Here is a 6118-nt window from a genome sequence, read left to right on the forward strand (position 1 = left end):
TCCCGCCCGTCCGTCATTCCTTACGCCACCGCCGCGCGGCGATAGCGGTGATCGTCGAGGCTGGAGATATTGGCGGAGGGCCGCCCGCTATTCCGAACGATGGAAAAGCGAGCCATCTGCCGCGAGAGTTCGTCCGCCTCCCCCGCCAGACTGCGGGCGGCGGCCGTCGCTTCTTCGACCATGGCGGCATTCTGCTGCGTGACCATATCCATCTGGTTGACGGCGATATTGACCTGTTGCAGCCCGGTGCTCTGCTGTTCCGCCGACACCGCGATGTCGCCGATCAGGGCGTTGATCTCGGTGATACGCGTCACGATCCGGCCGAGCGCCTCGCCGGTCTGGTTGACCAGTCCCACGCCTGCATCGACCTGATCGGCGGACACCGAAATCCGCTCCTTGACGTCTTTGGCCGCATCGGCGGATCGCTGGGCCAGCGCGCGAACCTCGGAGGCGACGACGGCAAAGCCCTTGCCCGCATCCCCTGCGCGCGCGGCCTCGACCCCGGCGTTCAAAGCCAGCAAATTGGTCTGGAACGCGATGCCGTCGATGACCGAGATGATGTCGGATATCTCGGTCGAGGCGCGCTCGATCCCGTTCATCGCGGCGACCGCATCCTCCATGATCCGGCCCGAATGCTGGACCTCGTCCTTGGCCTGACCGACCATCTGGCGAGCCAGCCCCGCCTGCTCGGCGGTCTTGCGCACGGTCGTCGTGATCTCGTCCATGGCGGCCGCCGTTTCCTCCAGGCTGGCCGCCTGTTGCTCGGTGCGCTGCGACAGGTCGTCGGAGGCTTGGCGGATGTCCGCCGCACCGTTGAGGATGCCGCCGGTCGATACGGAGACCTGCGACATGGCCGTCTGCAGCGCATCCGCCGCGCGGTTGAAATCGGTCTTGATCGCGGCGAAGGGCCCGTCGAGGTCGCTATCCAGACGGGATTGCAGGTCACCCTCCGCCAGCCTGGACAGGGCCGCGCCGACGCTGTCGACGATCAGGCGGGTCTGCGCCCTCTTGGCCTCGTCCGCCGCCAGCAACTGCGCGCGCAGATTATCGAGTGCGACCGCCAGCCGCCCGACCTCGTCGCGGCGATCCTGATCGACCGACGTCACGCTCATATCCCCGCTTGCCAGCGCGACGAGACCGTTGGTGACCGCATTCACCGGCCGCGCGATCTGGCGGACCAGCAGGACCAGGATGGCGATGGCCAGTATCAGGCTGAGCATCATCCCGCCGAAAATGGCTTGGGAGATCGTGGCGAAGGCCTGCTCCTGCGCAACCTGTCGCTGCGCCAGAAGCTGGTTTTCCATGGTGATGACGGCGCCCGCCTGGTTGCGGAGTTGATCCATCAGCGACTTGCCCACGCCCTTCGCCGTGTTCGCGCGTGCGACGCCTTGCGTCGCGGGAGCAGCCATCAACGCAATGTTGGGCTCCGCGACCTCATTGCGCCAGTGCTGCGCCAGAGCACCGATCTGGGTCAGGCGGCTCTGTTGTTGCGGATTGTCGCTGGTCAGCCGCCGCGCTTCTTTCATGGCGCGGTCGAAGTCGGCCGCTCCATCAGTGTAGGGAGCCAGAAAATTCCGGTCGGCCGTCAGCAGATAACCGCGAAGACCTGTCTCTTGGTTGACCATCCCCTCGACGAGCTTGTTCGAGGCCATGATGACCTTGTACGTATGCTCATTGATACTCGTCGTTTCGCGAACCTGGTTCTTCTTCGTATAAATGACAAAGTTCGTCGTGAGGGTCAGCGCCAGAATAACTCCCAGACACAGGGTAAGCTTTCTTACCATCGAAAGGTTATCAAAAAAGCGCATGGATCATGCTCCGATGATGCTCGCCCTTTGCGCTACGCTTGCATCAGGCGATAAGCCAACAACTCGCCCACGACGCCCGAACGCCTCTGCAAGAACCTGCACAGAGCAACCTTGCACGCCATCACCATACGTCGCGGCGAGCGATTGCATAATGAAGCCGCGTTAAAGAAAACTTTCAAAAAGCAACACAACCGCCACTTCGAAGTATATCAAATTTCCGCAAAAACACCGATCTTGCGGGAACCAATAGCGGCGCCAGTCATTGTAGACCGTTTTTGCGGACTCTACCTACTGAATAGATATCCACTGGAGCCTCATCAGCAGTAATGTAGCTGGAGTAACAACCTTTATGGATGATTGCATAGCTGCGCAATAAACCGCGCCGGGTTTGTCGGAGACTGTCGGGTGGGGGTTACGTTGCCGTGTCGATGAGGCGCGCGACGACATTCAGGTGGCTTCCAAGCTGCGCCACGGCCTGTGTCGGCAGATCGCACCGGCCTTATGAGGCCGTTGACCGTCTCGATTGGTACGTTATCGCACTGACGTGCTCCCCTGAAACTCTGCCAGTTTGAACTAGAGTCCGGCTTCGTGAGGAGACGGACGTGAAGAAGACGAGGTTCAGCGAGGAGCAGATCATCGCGGTGCTGCGCGAGCAGGAGGGCGGGATGAAGACCGCCGATGTGTGTCGTAAGCACGGCATCAGCAGCGGGACGCTGTACGCGTGGAAGGCGAAGTATGGCGGCATGGACGTGTCGCAGGCACGCAAGCTGAAGGTGCTCGAGGAGGAGAACGGCCGGCTCAAGCGGCTGCTGGCCGATGCCATGCTCGACAACGCCGTGCTGAAGGAGGTGGCGGGAAAAAATTGGTGAAGCCCGCCGCTCAGCGGAAAGCTGTCGAGCACGCTCGACAGCTGTTCGGCATCAGCGAGCGTCGGGCCTGTACGATCTTCGGCGTGGACAGGACGTCGGTGCGCTACGCGCCCCGGCGTAGTGATGATGGCGACCTGCGGTCGCGGTTACGGGAGATCGCGGCGGAGCGTCGCCGCTTCGGCTACCGGCGGCTGGGGATCATGCTGGCCCGTGAGGGGCTGGTCATGAACCACAAGAAGCTGCTGCGGCTATACCGCGAGGAGAACCTGCGGGTCAGGCGCCGGCGCGGTCGCAAACGAGCCATGGGCACCCGAGCGCCCATGGCGCTGCCGCAAGGTCCAAACCAGCGCTGGAGCCTCGACTTCGTGAGCGATACGCTGATCAGCGGCCGTCGCATCCGCATCCTGGCGGTGGTCGACGACTTCACGCGGGAATGCCTGGCGCTGGTGGCCGACACCTCGCTGTCAGGCGCGCGTGTCGCTCGTGAGCTCGACGCCATCATCGCCGTCCGAGGCGGATCGCCGCTGATGATCGTCAGCGACAACGGCACCGAACTGACCAGCTTGGCGATCCTGAGATGGACGCAAGGGCGCCCCATCGAGTGGCACTACATCGCGCCGGGCAAGCCGCAGCAGAACGGCTATGTCGAGAGCTTCAACGGTCGCCTGCGCGACGAATGCCTCAACGAGACGCTGTTCGTGTCGCTTGGCTATGCCCGCTCGGTGCTGCGGCTATGGCGCGACGACTACAACCATGTGCGCCCGCATAGTGGTGTTGGCGGGCTGACGCCCGCCGATGCTGCCAGGCGGGTTGTGCAACACCGCCCCGAGGGGCACCATACCAACCCCGGACTCCAGTTATGACTGGTAGAGCTTTGGGGAGCACGTCACGCCCCTCGCACCACAGTGCACGCTATATCCTGTGCAAGCCGCAGACACCGCCGTGCTGGCCCATACGGCAGGCAGGCGGCTGTATCGTGATATCGCGGCTTACCGAGCGGGTGACGACCTATGCGGCTGAACCGGGAGGTCCTGCAGCGGAGGTGGTGACCGGCGTAGCGTCATTGGTGGGGTATGCCCTAAACGACAACGCCGCCCTGGAGGGCGGCGTGTGGCGTTGTAATGCGGTGGTTGCGGGGGCAGGATTTGAACCTGCGGCCTTCAGGTTATGAGCCTGACGAGCTACCGGGCTGCTCCACCCCGCGAGAAGGGGGAAATTGTGAATGGGTTTTGTGTATTCGCGGGCTGTAATGCCTGGCGACGCCCTACTCTTCCACTGCTTGAGCAGTAGTACCATTGGCGCAGTCGGGTTTCACGGCCGAGTTCGGGATGGGATCGGGTGGGACACCGACGCTATGGCCACCAGGCAATAGAGTCCGCGAATACAGGCCCCATCTGTTGGGATGGGGTGTTTGGGTATAAAATCGATGCGTGCACTGGCTGTGTTGATGACCGCACCCGTTGTGTCATCAGCCCAGGGCTGATGGTGGGGGTGTGGAGCTCTCAAGCGCGAATAGGACAATTAGTATCGGTTAGCTCCATGCGTTACCGCACTTCCACATCCGATCTATCGAGGTCGTGGTCTTCGACCGTCCTGAGAAATCTTATCTTGAGGGAGGCTTCCCGCTTAGATGCTTTCAGCGGTTATCCCGTCCGTACATAGCTACCCTGCTGCGCCGTTGGCACGACGACAGGTACACCAGAGGTACGTTCAACCCGGTCCTCTCGTACTAGGGTCAACTCCTCTCAAATTTCGACGCCCACGGCAGATAGGGACCAAACTGTCTCGCGACGTTCTGAACCCAGCTCACGTACCACTTTAATTGGCGAACAGCCAAACCCTTGGGACCTGCTCCAGCCCCAGGATGTGATGAGCCGACATCGAGGTGCCAAACAACCCCGTCGATATGAGCTCTTGGGGGTTATCAGCCTGTTATCCCCGGCGTACCTTTTATCCGTTGAGCGATGGCCCTTCCACGAGGGACCACCGGATCACTATGACCGACTTTCGTCTCTGCTCGACTTGTCAGTCTCGCAGTCAGGCTGGCTTATGCCATTGCACTCTAACAGACGGTTTCCAACCGTCCTGAGCCAACCTTCGCGCGCCTCCGTTACTCTTTAGGAGGCGACCGCCCCAGTCAAACTACCCGCCACAGAGGGTCCCTGTACCGGTTTCACGGTACGAGGTTAGACATTAAACAACAACAGGGTGGTATTTCACCTATGGCTCCACATCGGCTGGCGCCAATGCTTCAAAGCCTCCCACCTATGCTACACAGTTCTTGTCCAATGCCACTCTGAAGCTGCAGTAAAGGTGCACGGGGTCTTTCCGTCTAACCGCGGGTACTCCGCATCTTCACGGAGAATTCAATTTCGCTGAGCATGTCCTGGAGACAGTGGGGAAGTCGTTACGCCATTCGTGCAGGTCGGAACTTACCCGACAAGGAATTTCGCTACCTTAGGACCGTTATAGTTACGGCCGCCGTTTACCTGGGCTTCATTTCAGAGCTTGCACTCCTCCACTTAACCTTCAGGCACCGGGCAGGCGTCAGGCCCTATACGTCGTCTTGAAGCCGACTTAGCAGAGCCCTGTGTTTTTGCTAAACAGTCGCTACCCCCTGGCCTGTGCCCCCCACAAAAGCTTGCGCTCATGTGGGGCCTCCTTCTTCCGAAGGTACGGAGGCAATTTGCCGAGTTCCTTCAGGACACTTCTCTCAAGCGCCTTGGTATACTCTACCTGACCACCTGTGTCGGTTTCGGGTACGGTCTATACGGTGGGGCTATTTCCCGGGACAGTTTCGAAGCACGTCCAATCCGATAAGGACGTACAACACACACCATCCGTCACACACCACCAGGCCCACGAATATTAACGTGGTTCCCATCGACTACCCCCTTCGGGCTCGTCTTAGGGGCCGGCTCACCCTGCGCGGATTAGCCTTGCGCAGGAACCCTTGGTCTTTCGGCGAGAGGGCATCTCACCCTCTTTATCGCTACTCATGTCTGCATTCGCACTTCCGATACCTCCACGACCCATTACCAGATCGCTTCGCAGGCTTACGGAACGCTCCGCTACCGCGTACACAAAGTGTACACCCTAAGCTTCGGTGCGTGTCTTGAGCCCCGTTACATCTTCGCCGCAGAAACCCTTGTTTAGACCAGTGAGCTGTTACGCTTTCTTTAAAGGATGGCTGCTTCTAAGCCAACCTCCTGGTTGTTTTGGGATTTCCACATGCTTTCCCACTTAGACACGACTTGGGGACCTTAGCTGTAGGTCAGGGCTGTTTCCCTTTTGACGACGGACCTTAGCACCCGCCGTCTGTCTCCCGAGTATCACTCATAGGTATTCGGAGTTTGGTTAGTATTGGTAGATCTCGCGACCCCCGCAACCATCCAGTGCTCTACCCCCTATGGTGTCCGCTCGAGGCACTACCTCAATAGT

At 60.2% G+C, this 6118-nt stretch carries 2 protein-coding genes, 1 tRNA gene and 2 rRNA genes (1 of these 5 cut by a window edge); 1 reads left to right on the top strand and 4 read right to left on the bottom strand.

Features of this window, described 5'->3' with window-relative positions; all coding sequences use genetic code 11:
* Positions 1–20 precede the first annotated feature (20 nt).
* The gene (locus AC1GI4_RS04710; protein ID WP_479628744.1) at positions 21–1784 is read right to left on the bottom strand and encodes a methyl-accepting chemotaxis protein; all 1764 of its coding nucleotides are present in this window, start codon (positions 1782–1784) and stop codon (positions 21–23) included.
* A gap of 626 nt (positions 1785–2410) precedes the next feature.
* Between AC1GI4_RS04710 and AC1GI4_RS04715 the strand changes: the two genes are divergently transcribed.
* Positions 2411–3540, top strand: a protein-coding gene (locus tag AC1GI4_RS04715; RefSeq protein WP_479628745.1) for an IS3 family transposase whose coding sequence is annotated in 2 segments (ribosomal slippage) — positions 2411–2663 and positions 2663–3540 — 1131 coding nt in all. Because the reading frame shifts where the segments join, the coding sequence is not laid out codon by codon here.
* A 264-nt stretch (positions 3541–3804) separates the two neighbouring features.
* Here the strand turns inward: AC1GI4_RS04715 and AC1GI4_RS04720 are convergent.
* From AC1GI4_RS04720 to AC1GI4_RS04730, 3 genes are all read right to left on the bottom strand, one after another.
* Positions 3805–3881 (bottom strand) — tRNA-Met (locus AC1GI4_RS04720).
* Between the two features lie 47 nt (positions 3882–3928).
* Positions 3929–4043, bottom strand: a 5S ribosomal RNA gene (gene rrf, locus AC1GI4_RS04725).
* Between the two features lie 135 nt (positions 4044–4178).
* Positions 4179–6118: ribosomal RNA gene (locus AC1GI4_RS04730) — 23S ribosomal RNA — on the bottom strand; it runs 851 nt beyond the window's last position.

Source organism: Sphingomonas sp. 77B, from assembly GCF_056497825.1.